Source organism: Streptomyces sp. 2-1 (assembly GCF_048564895.1).
GTDB lineage: Bacteria > Actinomycetota > Actinomycetes > Streptomycetales > Streptomycetaceae > Streptomyces > Streptomyces phaeochromogenes.
Genome location: NZ_CP183383.1, coordinates 7,753,891 through 7,771,765 on the forward strand (window position 1 = coordinate 7,753,891; position 17,875 = coordinate 7,771,765).

General features: G+C 70.2%; 11 protein-coding genes and 2 pseudogenes. 10 read left to right on the forward strand and 3 right to left on the reverse strand.

Going from position 1 to position 17,875, the window contains the following annotated elements:
• Positions 1 to 18: 18 nt before the first annotated feature.
• Complete coding sequence (locus ACN20J_RS34220) at positions 19 to 1,152, reverse strand: CAP domain-containing protein (RefSeq protein ID WP_190232293.1); 1,134 nt, start codon at positions 1,150 to 1,152, stop codon at positions 19 to 21.
• Between the two features lie 131 nt (positions 1,153 to 1,283).
• On the opposite strand from ACN20J_RS34220, the gene ACN20J_RS34225 reads away from it, so the two are divergent.
• From ACN20J_RS34225 to ACN20J_RS34245, 5 genes and pseudogenes are all read left to right on the forward strand, one after another.
• Entirely contained in the window at positions 1,284 to 1,565 is a 282-nt protein-coding gene (locus ACN20J_RS34225) for an acylphosphatase (protein WP_190232294.1), read from the forward strand.
• 394 nt (positions 1,566 to 1,959) lie between these two features.
• Positions 1,960 to 2,157, forward strand: a complete 198-nt coding sequence (locus ACN20J_RS34230) for a hypothetical protein (RefSeq protein WP_189843578.1) — start codon at positions 1,960 to 1,962, stop codon at positions 2,155 to 2,157.
• 202 nt (positions 2,158 to 2,359) lie between these two features.
• Complete coding sequence (locus ACN20J_RS34235; RefSeq protein WP_419667495.1) at positions 2,360 to 6,073, forward strand: AAA family ATPase; 3,714 nt, start codon at positions 2,360 to 2,362, stop codon at positions 6,071 to 6,073.
• A 331-nt stretch (positions 6,074 to 6,404) separates the two neighbouring features.
• Positions 6,405 to 6,956, forward strand: a pseudogene (locus ACN20J_RS34240) (MFS transporter); the annotation flags it as partial.
• Positions 6,957 to 7,060: 104 nt separating this feature from the next.
• Positions 7,061 to 7,927 (forward strand): annotated as a pseudogene (locus tag ACN20J_RS34245) (MFS transporter); the annotation flags it as partial.
• Between the two features lie 147 nt (positions 7,928 to 8,074).
• Here the strand turns inward: ACN20J_RS34245 and ACN20J_RS34250 are convergent.
• Positions 8,075 to 9,049 (reverse strand): LLM class flavin-dependent oxidoreductase, encoded by a 975-nt coding sequence (locus ACN20J_RS34250; protein WP_190232297.1) that lies wholly within the window; start codon positions 9,047 to 9,049, stop codon positions 8,075 to 8,077.
• 251 nt (positions 9,050 to 9,300) lie between these two features.
• On the opposite strand from ACN20J_RS34250, the gene ftsY reads away from it, so the two are divergent.
• Complete coding sequence (gene ftsY, locus ACN20J_RS34255) at positions 9,301 to 10,512, forward strand: signal recognition particle-docking protein FtsY (RefSeq protein ID WP_189843574.1); 1,212 nt, start codon at positions 9,301 to 9,303, stop codon at positions 10,510 to 10,512.
• A gap of 117 nt (positions 10,513 to 10,629) precedes the next feature.
• Here the strand turns inward: ftsY and ACN20J_RS34260 are convergent, their stop codons facing one another.
• Positions 10,630 to 11,283, reverse strand: a complete 654-nt coding sequence (locus ACN20J_RS34260; protein WP_419667496.1) for a bifunctional DNA primase/polymerase — start codon at positions 11,281 to 11,283, stop codon at positions 10,630 to 10,632.
• Between the two features lie 438 nt (positions 11,284 to 11,721).
• Between ACN20J_RS34260 and ACN20J_RS34265 the strand changes: the two genes are divergently transcribed.
• The 4 genes from ACN20J_RS34265 to ACN20J_RS34280 all read left to right on the forward strand — a co-directional run bounded on the left by ACN20J_RS34265 (position 11,722) and on the right by ACN20J_RS34280 (position 17,670).
• Positions 11,722 to 13,197 carry a hypothetical protein gene (locus tag ACN20J_RS34265; RefSeq protein WP_189843572.1) on the forward strand — a complete coding sequence of 492 codons (1,476 nt, stop codon included), beginning with the start codon at positions 11,722 to 11,724 and terminating at the stop codon, positions 13,195 to 13,197.
• Positions 13,198 to 13,509: 312 nt separating this feature from the next.
• A complete protein-coding gene (locus tag ACN20J_RS34270) occupies positions 13,510 to 14,850 on the forward strand; it encodes an ammonium transporter (protein ID WP_055616195.1) in 1,341 nt (446 codons plus the stop codon).
• Positions 14,847 to 15,185 carry a P-II family nitrogen regulator gene (locus tag ACN20J_RS34275; protein ID WP_055510557.1) on the forward strand — a complete coding sequence of 113 codons (339 nt, stop codon included), beginning with the start codon at positions 14,847 to 14,849 and terminating at the stop codon, positions 15,183 to 15,185. Before ACN20J_RS34270 ends, ACN20J_RS34275 begins: the two co-directional genes overlap by 4 nt.
• Before the next feature lie 25 nt (positions 15,186 to 15,210).
• Positions 15,211 to 17,670, forward strand: coding sequence for a [protein-PII] uridylyltransferase (locus tag ACN20J_RS34280; protein WP_361890596.1), 2,460 nt, complete (start codon positions 15,211 to 15,213; stop codon positions 17,668 to 17,670).
• The last annotated feature ends 205 nt before the right edge of the window (positions 17,671 to 17,875 follow it).

Consider the following 17,875-nt stretch of genomic DNA (forward strand, 5'->3'; position numbering starts at 1 on the left):
TCTTTCGGTTCTGCGCGGCTAGTAGCCGAAGTCCTGCGTCCACCAGGGGCCGCCCGACGCGAAGTGCGCGCCGACGCCCAGGGTCTTGAAGTCGCAGTTCAGGATGTTCGCGCGGTGGCCGGGGCTGTTCATCCAGGCCTCCATCACCGCGGCGGCGTCGGCCTGGCCGCGGGCGATGTTCTCCCCGCCGAGGTTCGTGATGCCGAGCTTCTCCGCGCGGTCCCAGGGGGAGGCCCCGCTCGGGTCCGTGTGGTCGAAGAAGCCCCGCGCGGCCATGTCCTCGCTGAAGGACTCGGCCAGCGCCGCCAGCGTGCTGGACGCGGTCACCGGGCTGCAGCCGGCCTTCGCCCGCTCCTCGTTGACCAGCGACAACACCTCGGCCTCGGCCTTGGACGCGGTGGACACCGCCTTCGACGGAGCCGTCTCGGGTGCCTTCTTCTCCGGCGCCTTCGTGGTCGGCTCGGTCTTCGGCTTCTCCTTGACGGGAGCCTTCGTCGACGGCTTCGCGGAGGGGGTCTTCTTCTCGGTCTTCTCCGGGGCCTTCGTCGGCGAGACCGTCGGAGACGCGGAACGCTCCAGGTCACGGCTGGTGCCGGAGTCCTCGCGGTCGTCCGTGGTGCCGTCCGTGCCGCCCTGCGTCTGCACGTCGCTCGGCGAGTCCTGGGCGCGGACCTTGTCCGCGTTGCCGCCGCCTATCGAGAGGCTGTCGCTGCCCGGGATCAGCCCGGAGGCGACCGCGACGGCACCCATCGCGACAGCGGCCGAGACACCGAGCAGACCGGTGCGTACGGGCGTCACGGTCTTCTTGCGGCGGCGGTGGCCGCGACCGGCACCGCCGTCCGGCGCATAGCCGGTCGTGGCGTGGGTGGCGGGATCCGCGGCGAAGAGGTAGGTGTCGCTCTTCGAGTAGAAGTCGCCGGTCTCGTGTATGCCGCCAGGCGAGTCGTACATGCCCGCGGTCGCGTAGGGGCTGCCGTTCAGGTAGTCCCCGGCGGTCAGGTTGTCACCCGCGGTCGCGTAGTCGCCCTCACCCGCGTAATCACCCGAGTCTGCCGCCGCGTAACCGCCCGCGTATGTATCGTACGTTTGTGTGACCCCGGTGGCGCGGCCTGTGGCGGCGCGGCCGGCGGCGGAGCGTCGGTGGCGTCCCATCTCCTGGCCTTCCTCATCCTTGCGGTCAACGTTCCTCACCCGAACGAGTGAGGCTCATTGGGTCGGGACGGTACCCCATGGCGCAAGGGGAGGAAGTGCTCCGAGGGCATTTGGCCGGTTAGCGTGCAGCCATGAGCGAGCATGTAAGGCTGGTCGCGTGGGTACGCGGACGGGTCCAGGGTGTGGGTTTCCGCTGGTACACACGGGCTAAGGCGCTGGAGATCGGCAGCCTGAGTGGTTTTGCTCTCAATTTGGGCGACGGACGGGTCCAGGTGGTCTCCGAAGGCCCTCGGGCCGAATGCCAGCGACTCCTCGACTGGCTCCAGGGGGACGACACGCCCGGACGCGTCGACGGAGTCACTGAGATCTGGGACACGCCCCGCGGCGGCTACGACGGCTTCGCCATCCGGTGAGATCCACTCCGCTCCACCGGTTGCAACACCCCTGGCGGCGGGCGCGGGGCGTGCGCCGGGCACCTGCCACAGGCAGAAAGCGCCTGGTGGTTGCCAAGAATCGCTTGTCGTGGCAGGCTCCGCGAGTAAGGATGATCTCTACGCCCCCAGGGCCCCGAAACAGTGGCCGCGCCGCCCGTTCTGAAGCCGCGCGCCCCGGGTTGGCCCCCAATACGGGGCGTGATCGTGTTGACCGTCAAACTTTTTGGTGAGACGCTGAAAGTCCCCGCGCACCTTAGCTGTTTGGCATGTAAGAGCGGCAGTAAAAACTCGTCAGTGCCAAGCATCGCGGGTGCGATTCCCTCACGACCCACACCGCTTCCGGTCGGTCACTCAGTGTGGAGGACCATCCATCATGGCAAAGGCGCTTCTCGGTTACGTCGGCGGTTCCGACCCGCGACTCATTGCCGAGATGCGACGGCTCCAGCAGCGCGTCCAGGACCTGGAATCCGAGCTCGTACGGATCCAGGCCGAGAACGACGCGCTCGCGGCTGCCGCTTCTCACGACTTCGACAGCATCGACGTACCCCAGGCGGAGCCTGCGCTCACCTGATCACTGAATCGCATCGTCGCCACCAGTGAACAGGCTGCCCGTGTCAGCCGCTGACAGAGTTGCAAGGGACGCTTCGGCGTCCCTTCTTTCTTGCCCCCGCGCACTCTTTCACTGTCTTTAACGTTTGGTGTGCCCTGCACGTTCAAGGGTGAAACCGCGCGTTCATGGAGTGAGACCCACCCGGAAGGTAGAGTCCGGCTGCGTGCACCTCAAGGCCCTGACCCTGCGCGGGTTCAAATCGTTCGCCTCGGCGACCACGCTGCGGTTCGAGCCGGGCATCACCTGTGTCGTGGGCCCCAACGGCTCGGGCAAGTCCAATGTCGTGGACGCCCTCAGCTGGGTCATGGGCGAGCAGGGAGCCAAGTCACTGCGCGGCGGCAAGATGGAGGACGTCATCTTCGCCGGCACCACCGGGCGGCCCCCGCTCGGCCGCGCCGAGGTGTCCCTGACCATCGACAACTCCGACGGGGCCCTGCCCATCGAGTACGCCGAGGTCACCATCACGCGGATCATGTTCCGCAACGGCGGCAGCGAGTACCAGATCAACGGCGACACCTGCCGGTTGCTGGACATCCAGGAGCTGTTGTCCGACTCCGGCATCGGCCGCGAGATGCACGTCATCGTCGGACAGGGCCAGCTCGACTCCGTCCTGCACGCCGATCCGATGGGCCGCCGCGCCTTCATCGAGGAGGCCGCGGGCGTCCTCAAGCACCGCAAGCGCAAGGAGAAGGCGCTGCGGAAGCTGGACGCGATGCAGGCCAACCTCGCGCGCGTGCAGGACCTCACGGACGAACTCCGGCGCCAGTTGAAGCCGCTGGGCCGGCAGGCCGCCGTCGCCCGCCGGGCCGCCGTGATCCAGGCCGACCTCCGCGACGCCCGCCTCCGGCTGCTCGCCGACGATCTCGTACGGCTCCGGGGCGCGCTCCAGGCCGAGGTCGCCGACGAGGCCGCGCTCAAGGAACGCAAGGAGTCGGCGGAGGCCGAGCTGAAGAAGGCGCTCCAGCGCGAGGCGATGCTGGAGGACGAGGTGCGGCGGCTTACCCCGCGCCTGCAGCGAGCACAGCAGACCTGGTACGAGCTGTCACAGCTGGCCGAGCGGGTGCGCGGCACGGTCTCCCTGGCGGACGCGCGGGTCAAGAGCGCGACCGCCCAGCCGCCGGAGGAGCGGCGCGGGCGCGACCCCGAGGACATGGAGCGCGAGGCCGCCCGGATCCGTGAGCAGGAGGCCGAGCTCGAAGCGGCTCTGGAAGCGGCCGAGCGGGCCCTGGAGGACACCGTCTCCCACCGGGCCGACCTCGAGCGCGAACTGGCGGTGGAGGAGCGGCGCCTGAAGGACGTGGCCCGCGCCATCGCGGACCGCCGTGAGGGCCTGGCCCGGCTGAACGGGCAGGTCAACGCGGCCCGTTCGCGCGCCGCCTCCGCCCAGGCGGAGATCGACCGGCTCGCCTCCGCCCGCGACGAGGCCCAGGAGCGGGCCGTCGCCGCCCAGGAGGAGTACGAGCAGCTCAAGGCCGAGGTCGACGGGCTGGACGCGGGCGACGAGGAACTCTCCGAGCAGCACGAGACGGCCAAGCGCGCCCTCGCCGACGCCGAGTCCGCCCTGACCGAGGCCCGCGAGGCGGCCACCGCGGCCGAACGCAAGCGCGCCGCCACGCAGGCCCGCCACGAGGCCCTGTCCCTGGGGCTGCGCCGGAAGGACGGTACGGGGGCACTGCTCGTGGCGAAGGACCGGCTGACGGGGCTGCTGGGTCCGGCGGCGGAACTGCTCTCCGTCACACCGGGCCACGAGGTCCCGGTCGCGGCCGCCTTCGGCGCGGCGGCGGACGCCATCGCGGTGACCAGCCCGTCCGCCGCGGCGGACGCCATCCGCCTGCTGCGCAAGCAGGACGGGGGACGGGCGGCGCTGTTGCTTGCGGGGGCGCCGGACGGTGCCGCGGCCGGGGGAGCGTTCGGCAGCACCGGCGACGTAACCGGCGGGCCGTCCGGGGCGTTCGGGCCGTCTGGGCAGTCCGGTGCGGACGGGCAGCGCGGCGCGGACCGTCAGTCCGGCACGGGCGGGCAGTCCGGCGCGGGCGTCGGTAGGACGTCCTCCGGAGGAGATGCCGAGCGCGGTGGTCCAACGTTCGCCGCCGATCTCGTGCGTGGGCCCTCCGATCTCATGCCTGCCGTACGGCGGCTGTTGCGGGGGATCGTCGTGGTCGGGACGCTGGAGGACGCGGAGGATCTCGTCTACTCCCGGCCCGAGCTGACCGCGGTGACCGCCGAGGGGGATCTGCTCGGGGCGCACTTCGCCCAGGGCGGTTCCGCCGGGGCGCCGAGCCTGCTCGAAGTGCAGGCCTCCGTCGACGAGGCGGCGGCCGAGCTGGAAGAACTGGGCGTGCTGTGCGAGGAGTTGACCGAGCAGCAGCACCGGGCCGCTGAGCTGCGCCGGGAACGGACCGCTCTCGTCGAGGAGTTGGGCGAGCGGCGGCGGGCCGGTGAGCGGGAGAAGTCCCAGGTCGCCCAGCAGCTCGGTCGGTTGGCCGGGCAGGCGCGGGGCGCCGCCGGAGAGGCCGAGCGGAGCACCGCGGCGGCCGCCCGCGCACAGGAAGCCCTCGAACGGGCCGTCCAGGAGGCGGAGGAGCTGGCCGAACGGCTCGCCGTCGCCGAGGAGATGCCGTTCGAGGAGGAGCCCGACACCTCCGTACGGGACCGGCTCGCGGCCGACGGGGCCAACGCCCGGCAGACCGAGATGGAGGCCCGGCTCCAGACGCGTACGCACGAGGAGCGGGTCAAGGGGCTTGCCGGGCGGGCCGATTCGCTGGACCGGGCCGCGCGGGCCGAACGCGAGGCACGCGCGCGTGCCGAGCAGCGCAAGGCACGGCTGCGGCACGAGGCCGCCGTCGCCGGGGCCGTCGCCTCCGGTGCGCGGCAGCTGCTCGCGCACGTCGAGGTCTCGCTCGCCCGGGCGGACGAGGAGCGTACGGCCGCGGAGCGCGCCAAGGCGCGGCGGGAGCAGGACCTCGTCGTCGCCCGCAACGAGGGCCGCGACCTCAAGGCCGAGCTCGACAAGCTCACGGACTCGGTGCACCGCGGCGAGGTCCTCGGGGCCGAGAAGCGGATGCGGATCGAGCAGCTGGAGGCCAAGGCGCTGGAGGAGCTGGGGGTCGAACCGGCCGGGCTGATCGCGGACTTCGGGCCCGACCAGCTCGTACCGCCCTCGCTGCCCGCCGAGGGCGAGGAGCTGCCGGACGATCCGGAGCATCCGCGCAACCAGCCCCGGCGCTTCCACCGTGCCGAGCAGGAGAAGCGGCTCAAGTCCGCCGAACGGGCCTACCAGCAGCTGGGCAAGGTCAATCCGCTTGCCCTGGAGGAGTTCTCCGCGCTGGAGGAGCGCCACAAGTTCCTCAGCGAGCAGCTGGAGGACCTGAAGAAGACGCGTGCCGATCTTCTTCAGGTGGTGAAGGAGGTCGACGAGCGGGTCGAGCAGGTCTTCACCCAGGCGTTCTGGGACACGGCGCGGGAGTTCGAAGGGGTCTTCAGCCGGTTGTTCCCGGGTGGGGACGGGCGGCTGATCCTGACCGATCCCGACAACATGCTCACCACGGGTGTCGATGTGGAGGCACGGCCGCCGGGGAAGAAGGTCAAGCGGCTGTCGCTGCTGTCCGGTGGCGAGCGGTCGCTGACCGCCGTGGCCATGCTCGTGTCGATCTTCAAGGCGCGGCCCAGTCCGTTCTATGTGATGGACGAGGTCGAGGCGGCGCTGGACGACACGAACCTTCAGCGGCTGATCCGGATCATGCAGGAGCTGCAGGAGGCTTCGCAGTTGATCGTGATCACGCATCAGAAGCGGACGATGGAAGTCGCCGACGCGTTGTACGGCGTGTCCATGCAGGGGGACGGCGTGTCGAAGGTCATCAGCCAGAGGCTGCGCTGACCTTCGGACGGGCCCTCGCGCCGGTGCGGGTTCGTTGTGGTTTGTCGCGCCCACGCGGCGGAGCCGCACATGTCACGGCCCCGCGTCCCTGGCCAGGAGCCTTTAAGAGGCCGTTTCTCTTTCTTTAAGAGTTGAACACAACTACGCCATATGCTGCCTCGAAACTCACAGGTACCCGCCTATTGACTTCGGAACTTGAAGGCATAGGGTCGACGGCGTTGCTTTTACCTTCAGGTGGTGGGCGGCGTAAACGTGTGCGCCACTGGAAACACCGTCCTGGAGGGCTCGCCCCCACCCCCGGCAGTGAGGCCGGTGGCCCGAGGAGTTACACGTGACCAGCTCAGCGCAGCCGCTCAAGTCAGGAGCCCGTGAGGCTCATCCCGAACATCTCGGGCACGTCATCTTCATCGCGGCGGCGGCCGCGATGGGCGGTTTCCTCTTCGGTTACGACAGTGCCGTGATCAACGGCGCCGTCGAGGCCATCCGGGACCGCTACGACATCGGTTCTGCGGCCCTGGCCCAGGTCATCGCCATCGCGCTGATCGGCTGTGCGATCGGCGCCGCCACCGCGGGCCGGATCGCCGACCGCATCGGCCGTATCCGCTGCATGCAGATCTCGGCCGTGCTGTTCATCGTCAGCGCCGTCGGGTCGGCGCTGCCCTTCGCCCTGTACGACCTGGCCTTCTGGCGGGTCATCGGCGGCTTCGCCATCGGTATGGCCTCGGTCATCGGCCCGGCCTACATCGCCGAGGTCGCCCCCGCCGCGTACCGCGGACGGCTCGGCTCCTTCCAGCAGGCCGCGATCGTCATCGGCATCGCCATCTCGCAGCTGGTCAACTGGGGCATCCTGAACGCCGCCGGCGGCGACCAGCGCGGCAAGCTCGTAAAAAAAAAAAAAAAAAAAAAAAAAAAAAAAAAAAAAAAAAAAAAAAAAAAAAAAAAAAAAAAAAAAAAAAAAAAAAAAAAAAAAAAAAAAAAAAAAAAAAAATGGGGCTCGAAGCCTGGCAGGTCATGCTCGGTGTCATGGTCATCCCGGCCGTCCTCTACGGCCTGCTCTCCTTCGCGATCCCCGAGTCGCCGCGCTTCCTGATCTCGGCCGGCAAGGACGCGCGCGCCCGCGAGGTGCTGCGCGAGGTCGAGGGCGACCACGTCGACCTGGACGCCCGCGTCGCCGAGATCGAGCACGCCATGAAGAGCGAGCACAAGTCGGTCTTCAAGGACCTGCTGGGCGGGACCTTCTTCTTCAAGCCGATCGTCTGGATCGGCATCGGCCTCTCGGTCTTCCAGCAGTTCGTCGGCATCAACGTCGCGTTCTACTACTCCTCGACCCTGTGGCAGTCGGTCGGCGTCGACCCGTCCGAGTCGTTCTTCTACTCGTTCACGACGTCGATCATCAACATCGTCGGCACCGTGATCGCCATGATCTTCGTCGACCGGATCGGCCGTAAGCCGCTCGCGCTCATCGGTTCCGTGGGCATGGTCATCGGGCTCGGCCTGGAGGCCTGGGCCTTCTCCTTCGACCTCGTCGACGGCAAGCTGCCGGCCACCCAGGGCTGGGTCGCCCTGATCGCCGCCCATGTGTTCGTGCTCTTCTTCGCCCTCTCCTGGGGTGTCGTCGTCTGGGTCTTCCTCGGTGAGATGTTCCCGAACAAGATCCGCGCCGCCGCCCTCGGTGTCGCCGCCTCCGCACAGTGGATCGCCAACTGGGCCATCACCGCGAGCTTCCCGTCGCTGGCCGACTGGAACCTCTCCATGACCTACGTGATCTACACGGTCTTCGCCGCGCTCTCCATCCCGTTCGTGCTCAAGTTCGTGACGGAGACGAAGGGCAAGACCCTGGAGGAGATGGGCTAGCCCCGTCCGTCCGGCGAGGCCTCCGCGAATCGCGGGTCCTCGCCGGCTCCCCGAACTCGGGGAGAAGGGCCAAGTCCCCGCTGCCCCTCTCCCCGTACCCGTAAGGCGTACTGCCCCGGCTCGGTCCCCGAGGATCCCTCCCAGGATCTAGAGGCCCTTGAGCCGGGGCAGTACGTTCTCGCAGAACAGATGCATGCTGCGCCAGCCCTCGTCGATCGGCATCCCGCCGGACAGCGGATGCAGTACGTAGCTGTCGAGGCCCTGCGCCAGACACTCGTCCGGAGTAACGATCCGGTAGACACCCTCGGCGCGCAGCTCGTCGACCGTCGTGGCCGCCGACCGCACCGCCGAGCGGATGTCGGACGACTGCCAGGAGGCGTACGTCCTCGCCTCGTGCAGGAAGTGCTCGCCGTGCTCGGCCCACACACGGTCCGGGTCCTCGGCCAGGTGCAGGAGAGGGGTGACCGCCGAGGGCATCATGGTCCAGCCCTCCTTGCCGTACTCGACCAGCCGCTCCTTGTAGTAGGCCTCCAGCTCCGGCAGATGCGCGCTCGGGAAGAACGGCAGTCCGAGCCGGGCCGCCCGGCGGGCCGCCGCCTCGGAGGAGCCGCCGACCAGCAGCAGGGGGTGCGGATCCGAGAAGGGGCGCGGCGTGACCCGTACCGTACGGCCCCGGTACTCGAACTCCTCGCCGGTCCACGCCTTCAGCAGCGTCTCCAGGAGCTCGTCCTGGAGACGGCCGCGCCGCTTCCACTCCACGTCGAAGATCGCGTACTCCTCGGGGCGGTAGCCGATCCCCGCGACCGTGATCAGCCGGCCGCCGCTCAGCAGGTCGAGCACGGCGATGTCCTCGGCCAGCCGCAGAGGGTCGTGCAGCGGGCCGATGATCGCCGAGACGGTGACCGCGATGCGCCGGGTCGCGCCGAAGACCGCGCCCGCGAAGGTGAACGGCGAGGGCAGCCAGTTGTTGTCGACACCGTGGTGCTCCTCGGTCTGCACGGTGGTCATCCCGCGGTCGTCGGCATAGGCCGCCATCTCCAGCGCGGCCTTGTAGCGGGCGCTGAGCGAGGCGGGAGTCGCGCCGGGCTCAACGAGGTTGAAACGTACGACCGTTGCGGGCATGGGAAAGTCCCCCTTCGCCGAGCCGGGTGGGGTGCCGGTGATGTCGGTGCAGGGGGACGGTAGCTGACGGATCGTCAGACGGCCAGAGTGGTGGGCCGGTTGTCCGGCTCCGGATCGGGCGGGCTCCGCACCACGGAGGGGCGGATGGTCATCGAATACCAGTTCGAACCTTTGCCTTGGGCGGCTTATGTCCTTCGGAGGAAAGTACAAGCAGTAGCCGTCAGGGGCCCATGGCCGATACTGGACGCGTTATGGAAATCGTCATCCTTGCTGTAGTCATCGCCGTGGTCGTGATCGGCGCGCTCGGCGGGCTCGTCATCGGCAGCCGCAGGCGCAAGCAGCTGCCCCCGTCGCCCCCCGCCGCCCCCGACATCACCGCTCCGCCGGCCGAGCCGCATATCGGCGACGAGGCCGAGACGCCGCGCGACGAACCGCGCCGCACCATAGAGGAGGTGGATCTTCCGGACGCCTCGGCGTCCGCGCCGGTCGCCGTCGACGAGCCGGCGCCGGTGGCCGAAGCGCCCCCGGTCGAGGTCCCGGAGCCGACCGCGGGCCGCCTGGTCCGCCTGCGCGCCCGCCTCTCCCGCTCACAGAACGCGCTCGGCAAGGGGCTGCTCACGCTCCTCTCGCGCGAGCACCTCGACGAGGACACCTGGGAGGAGATCGAGGACACGCTGCTCACCGCCGATGTCGGTGTGCAGCCTACCCAGGAGCTGGTCGAGCGGCTGCGCGAGCGGGTGCGGGTGCTCGGCACGCGCACTCCCGACGAGCTGCGGACCCTGCTGCGCGAGGAACTGCTCACCCTCCTCGTGCCCGACTTCGACCGCACCGTGAACACCGAGTCCGGTCTCGACACCCCGGGCATCGTGATGGTCGTCGGGGTCAACGGCACCGGCAAGACCACCACCACCGGCAAGCTCGCGCGCGTGCTCGTCGCCGACGGCAAGCACGTCGTGCTCGGCGCGGCCGACACCTTCCGCGCCGCCGCCGCCGACCAGCTGCAGACCTGGGGCGAGCGCGTCGGCGCCCGCACCGTGCGCGGCCCCGAGGGCGGCGACCCCGCGTCCATCGCCTTCGATGCCGTCAAGGAGGGCATCCAGGAGGGCGCGGACGTCGTACTCATCGACACCGCGGGCCGGCTGCACACCAAGACCGGTCTCATGGACGAGCTCGGCAAGGTCAAGCGCGTCGTCGAGAAGCACGCCCCGCTGGACGAGGTGCTGCTCGTCCTGGACGCCACCACCGGCCAGAACGGCCTGGTCCAGGCCCGGGTCTTCGCCGAGGTCGTCGACATCACCGGCATCGTCCTGACCAAGCTCGACGGCACGGCCAAGGGCGGCATCGTCATCGCCGTCCAGCGCGAACTGGGCGTCCCCGTCAAGCTCGTCGGCCTCGGCGAGGGCGCGGACGACCTGGCCCCGTTCGAGCCGGAGGCGTTCGTGGATGCCCTTATCGGAGAGTGACGTCCCGTACGAGAGGTACGTACGCGAGGAAGGGCCCCACCGCATGGTGCAGATGCGATGGGGCCCTTCCGTTTCGGTAGGTCTGGTTCGGTAGGTCTATGTCGGCAGGTCGGCAGGCTATGCGCGCGAGCGATGCGCCACGTACGCCAGCGTCCCCAGCAACAGTCGTGCCGCGGGCGGCTTCGTGGCCGAGTCGAGGGCGGGGGAGCGGAGCCAGTGGACCGGGCCGAGGCCGGCGCGGTCGGAGGGCGGGGCCGTGATGTACGTGCCGGGGCCCAGGCCGTGCAGGTCGAGCGCGGCGTCGTCCCAGCCCATGCGGTAGAGCAGCTCGGGCAGTTCGGCCGCGGCGCCGGGGGCGACGAAGAAGTGGGCGCGGCCGTCCGGGGTGGCGGCCACGGGGCCCACCGGGAGCCCCATGCGTTCGAGCCGGACCAGGGCGCGGCGGCCGGCCGGCTCGGCGACCTCGATGATGTCGAAGGCGCGGCCCACGGGAAGCATCACCGCGGCGCCGGGGAACTCGCCCCAGGCCTGCGTCACTTCGTCGAGCGTGGCACCCGCCGGGACGACGGGGGCGAAGTCCAGAGGATGCGCGCCCGGTGCCCGGCAGTCGGCCCGGCCGCACGAGCAGGTCCCCGCGGCGGTCCGGGCGCCGGGCGCCACGTCCCAGCCCCACAGTCCGGTGAACTCGGCCACGGCCGTGCACTCCGAGGAGCGGCCGCGGCGACGAGAGCCGGACCGGATTTCGCGGATGCCGCCGATCGTGAAGCCCATGCCCCCTCCAACGGGTCCAGCGCGCAGGTGGTTACGTGACGGAACGGAACCGTAACTCTGCGTTCCCAACGCTGTGCGGTTCATGCGGCGCCCGGTGGTGTCACGGGTGGTGCGTCCGGCTTCGCGCGCCCCGATGTGCAACGCTCCGCCCACTCCCGGCCGTCATGTGTCAAGTGAATCGCGTACAGGCCGCCGGGAGTTCATTCGAAGGGGTGGCGAATGGTGGCGTTTCCGGGATCGCCATGGCTGGACGGGTGATCGTAGGATTACCGTGAGTGCACGGGTCCTGGGGACGCATGCACTCGTGGGTATGCCGGAGGCAACTCGGCTTCTCGTTCGATGGGTGAGAACCACCGGACGGACGACCATATGTACCGGCATTCTGGTAGGGCTTGGCGCACACAGCGCACAAGTGGGTTCAGGGATGGGGGCGTTCCAGTGGGCGGCAACGGCGGAGGCGGGACGACTGCTGACAAGCGCCCCAATGAGCTGTTGGGCTCGTGGTTCGTGCGCAGCGGTTGGTCCAAGGGCGAGCTGGCGCGTCAAGTGAACCGCAGAGCACGCCAGTTGGGAGCCAACCACATCTCGACGGACACCTCGCGCGTCCGCCGCTGGCTGGACGGCGAGAATCCCCGCGAGCCCATCCCGCGCATCCTCTCCGAGCTGTTCTCCGAGCGTTTCGGCTGTGTCGTCGCCGTCGAGGACCTGGGCCTGCGCGCCGCGCACCAGTCACCGTCCGTGTCCGGCGTCGACCTGCCCTGGACGGGTCCGCAGACCGTCGCCCTGATCGGTGAGTTCTCGCGCAGCGACCTGATGCTGGCGCGGCGCGGATTCCTCGGCACGTCACTGGCGCTCTCCGCGGGCCCCTCGCTGATCGAGCCCATGCAGCGCTGGCTGGTGCCCAGCCCCGTCACCCCCCGTGAGCAGCCCGAGTCCCCCGCCGCCCTGCGCCGCCCCGGCCGGCTCTCCCAGCCCGAGCTGGACCTCCTCGAATCCACCACGGTCATGTTCCGCCAGTGGGACGCCCAGTGCGGCGGCGGCCTGCGTCGCAAGGCCGTCGTCGGCCAGCTGCACGAGGTGACCGACCTCCTCCAGGAGCCACAGCCCGAGGCCACCACCCGGCGCCTGTTCAAGGTCGCCGCCGAGCTGGCCGAGCTGGCGGGCTGGATGAGCTACGACGTCGGGCTCCAGCCGACCGCCCAGAAGTACTTCGTCCTCGCCCTGCACGCCGCCAAGGAGGCCGCCGACAAACCGCTCGGCTCGTACGTCCTCTCCAGCATGAGCCGCCAGATGATCCACCTCGGCCGGCCCGACGACGCTCTGGAACTGATCCACCTCGCGCAGTACGGAAGCCGCGACTGCGCGAGCCCACGGACCCAGTCCATGCTGTATGCGATGGAGGCCCGGGCCTACGCCAACATGGGGCAGCCCGGAAAGTGCAAGCGAGCCGTCCGGATGGCCGAGGACACGTTCGGTGACGCGCTCGAGTTCGACGAGCCCGATCCCGACTGGATCCGCTTCTTCTCCGAGGCCGAGCTGCACGGCGAGAACTCCCACTCCTTCCGCGACCTGGCCTATGTCGCGGGCCGCAGCCCCACGTACGCCTCGCTGGCCGAGCCCGTCATGCAGAAGGCCGTCGACCTCTTCGAGAAGGACGCCGAGCACCAGCGTTCGTACGCACTCAACCTCGTCGGGATGGGCACGGTGCACCTCCTGAGGCAGGAGCCCGAGCAGAGCACGGTCCTGGTGCGCGCGGCCCTGAAGGTCGCCAAGAAGGTGCGCTCCGAGAGGGTCAACACTCGTATCCGAAAAACCGTCGACACGGCTGTACGCGATTTCGGCGATCTCGCCGCCGTGGTGGACCTGACCGAGCAACTCGCCATCGATCTGCCCGAGACCGCCGAGGCGGTCTGACCCCAGTACCCCGGCCGCGGCCGCCGTCCTTAACAGCCCGACTCGGCTCCCCCATGCCAGGTCATCGGACGGCCGACCGCGGCCGGTTCCATACCTTCGATGAAGGTTGCGCCACGATAACGATCGCGCGGACCGACATCAGCCAGTTCATCGACGCGTAACACACAGGACCTCTTCGTCACGGCGGCGAAACATCGAGGGGTGCCGGTCGAAACCGCGCTGCGCCAATCTCTGGCGCATAACCGGCCCACCCCTCATAACCGCTCATGGCTTCGCCCGCACGGGGCCGTACCAAACGACGAGGAGACGCCGATGGCACCAGCCATCACGCTTGCCGCAGACGCTCCCACGCTGTCTGCCGCCAACACCGGGTTCATGCTCATCTGTTCCGCCCTGGTGCTGATCATGACTCCCGGACTCGCCTTCTTCTACGGAGGCATGGTCCGGGTCAAGAGCACCCTGAACATGTTGATGATGAGCTTCATCAGCATGGGGATCGTCACCATCCTGTGGGTGCTCTACGGCTTCTCCCTCGCCTTCGGCACCGACTCGGGCAGCATCATCGGCTGGTCATCGGACTACGTGGGCCTGAGTGGGATCGGCATCACGCAGCTCTGGGACGGTTACACCATCCCGATCTACGTCTTCGCCGTTTTCCAGCTGATGTTCGCGATCATCACGCCCGCCCTGATCAGCGGCGCGGTCGCGGACCGTGTGAAGTTCACGGGCTGGGCGCTCTTCGTCGCCCTGTGGGCCACGGTCGTCTACTTCCCGGTCGCGCACTGGGTCTGGGGCGCGGGCGGCTGGGCCTTCGAGCTCGGCGTCATCGACTTCGCCGGTGGTACGGCGGTCCACATCAACGCGGGTGCCGCGGCGCTCGGCGTGATCCTCGTGATCGGCAAGCGCGTCGGCTTCAAGAGGGACCCGATGCGCCCGCACAGCCTGCCGCTGGTCATGCTCGGCGCCGGTCTGCTGTGGTTCGGCTGGTTCGGATTCAACGCCGGCTCCTGGCTCGGCAACGACGACGGCGTCGGCGCGCTGATGTTCATCAACACGCAGATCGCCACCGCCGCGGCCATGCTGGCCTGGCTCGCCTACGAGAAGATCCGCCACGGCGCGTTCACCACGCTGGGTGCCGCCTCCGGCGCGGTCGCCGGTCTGGTCGCCATCACCCCGTCGGGTGGTGCCGTGTCCCCGCTCGGCGCGATCGCCGTCGGTGTCGTCGCCGGTCTGCTCTGTGCCATGGCCGTCGGCCTCAAGTACAAGTTCGGCTACGACGACTCGCTCGACGTCGTCGGTGTCCACCTCGTCGGCGGTGTCGTCGGCTCCCTGCTGATCGGCTTCCTCGCCACCGGCGGCGGCCAGTCCGACGTCGCGGGCCTCTTCTACGGCGGCGGCCTCGACCAGTTCTGGAAGCAGTGCGCCGGTGTCTTCGCGGTCCTCGCCTACTCCCTCGTGGCCTCCGCGGTGCTCGCCTTCCTGATCGACAAGACGATCGGGATGCGCGTCTCCGAGGACGACGAGATCGCGGGCATCGACCAGGCCGAGCACGCCGAGACCGCATACGACTTCAGCGGTGGCGGCGGCGGTGCGGCCTTCAGCTCCGCACCCTCCCCGGCCCAGGGCACTCCCGCCAAGAAGGTGGACGCATGAAGCTCATCACCGCCGTCGTGAAGCCCCACCGGCTCGACGAGATCAAGGAGGCCCTCCAGGCCTTCGGAGTTCACGGTCTGACGGTCACCGAGGCGAGCGGCTACGGTCGTCAGCGGGGTCACACCGAGGTCTACCGCGGTGCCGAGTACACCGTCGACCTCGTCCCCAAGATCCGCATCGAGGTGCTGGTCGAGGACGACGACGCCGAGCAGCTGCTCGACGTCATCGTCAAGGCGGCCCGTACCGGCAAGATCGGCGACGGCAAGGTCTGGTCCGTCCCGGTCGAGACGGCGGTCCGGGTCCGGACCGGCGAGCGCGGACCCGACGCGCTGTAGGCAGAACAAGAACAGGAGCCACTGGGTGACGAGTACGGACGTGCGTACGGAAGCAGAGGACTCGGGACCCAGCGGCTATGCGGCGGCCCGGCTGCGCCTCCTCCAGGAGGGGGCGCGGTCCGGGCCGCCGCGCCGTGCGGCCCTCGCCGAACTGACCGACGACTGGCTGTCCGGTCTGTTCGACGCGGGCGCCGACAAGCTGCGCGGCATCTCGCTCGTCGCCGTCGGCGGCTACGGCCGCGGAGAGCTCTCCCCGCGCAGCGACCTCGACCTGCTGCTCCTGCACGACGGCAGCGCCGACCCCGGCGCGGTGGCCTCCCTGGCCGACCGCATCTGGTACCCGATCTGGGACCTCGGCCTCGACCTCGACCACTCCGTCCGTACGCCCGCCGAGGCACGCAAGACCGCGGGCGAGGACCTGAAGGTCCAGCTCGGACTGCTGGACGCCCGGCACCTCGCCGGCGACCTCGGCCTCACCGCCGGGCTGCGCACGGCCGTCCTCGCCGACTGGCGCAACCAGGCGCCGAAACGTCTCCCCGAACTCCAGGAACTCTGCGCCGAGCGCGCCGAACGCCAGGGCGAGCTGCAGTTCCTCCTCGAACCCGACCTCAAGGAGGCCCGCGGCGGCCTGCGCGACGCCACCGCGCTGCGCGCCGTCGCCGCCTCCTGGCTCGCCGACGCCCCGCGCGAGGGCCTCGCCGACGCCCGCAGGCGGCTCCTCGACGTCCGTGACGCCCTGCACCTCGCCACCGGCCGCGCCACCGACCGCCTCTCCCTCCAGGAGCAGGACCAGGTCGCCGCCGAACTCGGCCTGCTCGACGCCGACACACTCCTGCGCCAGGTGTACGAGGCCGCCCGCGTCGTCTCGTACGCCAGTGATGTCACCTGGCGCGAGGTGGGGCGCGTGCTGCGGTCGCGTGCCGTCCGGCCGCGGCTGCGCGCCATGCTGGGCGGCGGCAAGCCGACCGCCGAGCGTTCACCGCTGGCCGAGGGCGTCGTCGAGCAGGACGGCGAGGTCGTCCTCGCCCGTGCCGCCCGCCCCGACCGCGACCCCGTGCTGCCGCTGCGCGCCGCCGCCGCTGCCGCCCAGGCGGGCCTGCCCCTCTCCCTGCACGCCGTGCGCCGCATGGCCGCCGGGGTCCGCCCGCTGCCCACGCCCTGGCCCGCCGAGGCCCGCGAGCAGCTCGTCACGCTGCTCGGCTCGGGCCCCTCGACCATCGAGGTCTGGGAGGCCCTGGAGGCGGAGGGCCTGATCACCCGGCTGCTGCCCGACTGGGAGCGCGTCCGCTGCCGCCCGCAGCGCAACGCCGTCCACATCTGGACCGTCGACCGCCACCTGATCGAGACGGCCGTCCGCGCCGCGGAGTTCACCCGCCGCGTCCACCGCCCCGACCTGCTGCTGGTCTCCGCCCTGCTGCACGACATCGGCAAGGGCTGGCCCGGTGACCACTCCGTGGCCGGCGAGATCATCGCGAAGGACGTGGCCGCCCGGATCGGCTTCGACCGCACGGACGTGGCCGTGCTCGCCACCCTCGTACGCCATCACCTGCTGCTCGTCGAGACGGCGACCCGGCGCGACCTGGAGGACCCGGCGACCGTGCGCTCGGTCGCCGAGGCGGTCGGCTCGCAGGGCACGCTGGAACTGCTGCACGCGCTGACCGAGGCGGACGCGCTGGCCACCGGGCCCGCCGCCTGGTCCTCGTGGCGCGCCTCCCTCGTCACCGACCTGGTCAAGCGGGTCTCCGCCGTGCTCGCCGGGGACACCCCCGAGGAGCCCGAGGCCGCCGCGCCCACCGCCGAGCAGGAGCGGCTCGCCATCGAGGCGTTCCGCACCGGCGGACCCGTGCTCTCGCTGCGCGCCCAGACCGAGCCGCCGACCGAGCCGCCCACCGAGGAGCCGTCCGGTGACCCGGAGCCCCTCGGTGTGGAACTGCTCATCGCGGTGCCGGACCAGGAAGGCGTCCTGCCGGCCGTCGCGGGCGTGCTCGCCATGCACCGGCTCACCGTGCGGACGGCGGAGCTGCGGGCGCTGGACCTGCCCGACGGCGTCTCCGGCTCCGTGCTGCTCCTCGACTGGCGGGTCGCCGCCGAGTACGGCTCACTGCCGCAGGCCGCCCGCCTGCGCGCCGATCTCGTACGGGCCCTCGACGGGTCCCTCGACATCACCGGACGCCTCGCCGAGCGGGACGCCGCGTATCCGCGCCGGCGGGGGATCGTGGCACCGCCCGCCCGGGTGTCCGTGGCCGCCGCGGCCTCCCGGCTCGCCACGGTCATCGAGGTGCGTGCGCATGACGCGCCTGGGCTGCTGCACCGGATCGGGCGGGCGCTGGAGGACGCGCAGGTGCGGGTCCGTAGCGCGCACGTCTCGACGCTGGGGGCGAACGCGGTGGACGCGTTCTATGTGACGGGGCCCGAGGGGGCGCCCCTGCCGGGGGAGCAGGCGGCTTCGGTTGCCCGGGCGTTGGAGGACACCTTGCGGGAGTGAGCGTTCCGCCGGGAGGTGGTTCGACGGCTGTGGGCCGGCCGCGGTCGGCCCACAGCCGGTCGGCCGCGGCCGGTCGCGCCCACGCGGCGGAGCCGCACGATGTCACGCCTTGCGCCCCTTAAAGGGCCCTGTGTCCGGAACCTGTGACGGGGTGGAGACCCTTCCTGGCGCGGACAGATACCCTGGAGGGCGGACCTGCCCCCCT

Excerpts from the sequence above, each read along its gene's own strand:
- ACN20J_RS34270 (WP_055616195.1), top strand. The coding sequence starts at position 13,510 with ATGGCACCAGCCATCACGCTTGCCGCAGACGCTCCCACGCTGTCTGCC.
- ACN20J_RS34220 (WP_190232293.1), bottom strand. The coding sequence starts at position 1,152 with ATGGGACGCCACCGACGCTCCGCCGCCGGCCGCGCCGCCACAGGCCGC.
- ftsY (WP_189843574.1), top strand. The coding sequence starts at position 9,301 with ATGGAAATCGTCATCCTTGCTGTAGTCATCGCCGTGGTCGTGATCGGC.
- ACN20J_RS34275 (WP_055510557.1), top strand. The coding sequence starts at position 14,847 with ATGAAGCTCATCACCGCCGTCGTGAAGCCCCACCGGCTCGACGAGATC.
- ACN20J_RS34225 (WP_190232294.1), top strand. The coding sequence starts at position 1,284 with ATGAGCGAGCATGTAAGGCTGGTCGCGTGGGTACGCGGACGGGTCCAG.
- ACN20J_RS34260 (WP_419667496.1), bottom strand. The coding sequence starts at position 11,283 with ATGGGCTTCACGATCGGCGGCATCCGCGAAATCCGGTCCGGCTCTCGT.
- ACN20J_RS34230 (WP_189843578.1), top strand. The coding sequence starts at position 1,960 with ATGGCAAAGGCGCTTCTCGGTTACGTCGGCGGTTCCGACCCGCGACTC.
- ACN20J_RS34250 (WP_190232297.1), bottom strand. The coding sequence starts at position 9,049 with ATGCCCGCAACGGTCGTACGTTTCAACCTCGTTGAGCCCGGCGCGACT.